This is a genomic window from Sporosarcina contaminans, from assembly GCF_042679045.1.
In the GTDB taxonomy this organism is placed as follows: Bacteria; Bacillota; Bacilli; order Bacillales_A; family Planococcaceae; genus Sporosarcina; species Sporosarcina contaminans.
The window spans coordinates 1-1,295 of record NZ_JBHTLT010000061.1; the positions used below are offsets into that span (position 1 = coordinate 1).

The 1,295-nt window shown below is 35.1% G+C and carries 1 protein-coding gene; it reads left to right on the forward strand.

What is annotated here, in order from left to right; genetic code table 11:
• On the forward strand, positions 1–796 hold a 796-nt coding region (locus ACFQ38_RS11350), incomplete at its 5' end, for a DUF2268 domain-containing putative Zn-dependent protease (RefSeq protein WP_381480959.1).
• Between the last annotated feature and the right edge of the window lie 499 nt (positions 797–1,295).

Genomic DNA, 1,295 nt, shown 5'->3' on the forward strand with positions numbered 1-1,295 from the left:
AGAGAAATATTGGAAGGCTGGCAAGCCTTTTTTTATTAAAACTTGTGTTGCAACGTTATGTACTTTTCCTCTTCAAAACTCTGTACTTCTATTTTGCACTACACAACTTGTAAACATGGATTCTACGGATATAGTTAAATGGATGCCAAGAAAAAGTGAATTTGATCGTATTAAAAATCAAATTGACTCAATGAATACAGATCAATTAAATGAGGTGTTTGAGGATTCACTTATTAAATCCTCAGACATACTTACCACAGATAAAGAAACGACCGTATGCATATTTCCTGGAAATGATAGAACTCCATATGACATGGTAACAATTGGATCTGGAAAAATTGCCGTCTTTTACATGGGATTTGATCGATATTTTAAATCAGGTATGGCCCATGAATATCATCATAGTGTTTGGATGGAAAAGCATTTTTCGAAAAACAATTATGAAACGGGATTGGATTATTTAATGGTAGAAGGACAAGCCGTAATGTTTGAAACCTTTGTGTTTCCCGACTTAAACAGCAGTTATCTTGTGGTTGACGATGGTTTTAACAATGAGTATTGGAGCAAGGTTGAACCATATCTTGAGAATAGTCTTACTGGAGAATTTCAAGATATGGCGATAAATGGAACTCATGGTTTCCCTAAATATTACTGCTATAGCGAAGGATACAAAATGATTAGATCTTACTTAAATCTGTATCCCGATATGACCGTAGAAGAATGGACTTCCAAAAGTCCGAAAGAAATATTTGAAGAAAGCAACTACATAGCAAACTATCAGTTGATTTTACAATAGGCTACAAAGTTTTTTGGTAATTCCCATTTAACTTTGCGAATCACCTTTTATAGGGAGAGGAAAATAACAAGATTTTAAAGAAATCACTATTCTTTATTGAAAGCTGTATAGCAAACCTCCTCTCCTTCTTCTTATTGACTAAATTTCATTTCGGATGGCGGTTATGATTTTCGCTGTTCTATAGCATTTAAAATATCAAAGTAAAACCCAGCTAGTAAATTGAGGCCACCGAAAATGTCTGTTCATAGTAGTACAAACAATGAGATTTCCCTAAACACGCTTCGGCGCTTGCGGATGCCTCCGCCATAAGTTATGCAGAAAACCACTCTGCATTAATCTGTCCACCTGCTTCCCCTCTTTTTTTCAGAAAATATGTTGCTACATAATTACCAATTCTCCATACAACCTACCCCCCTCCTAATCAATTACTTTTTTTATAATCATTTATCCAAAAACAACAAAGGGGCTGTCCAATAAGTCCCTAAAATAGAACAGGTGG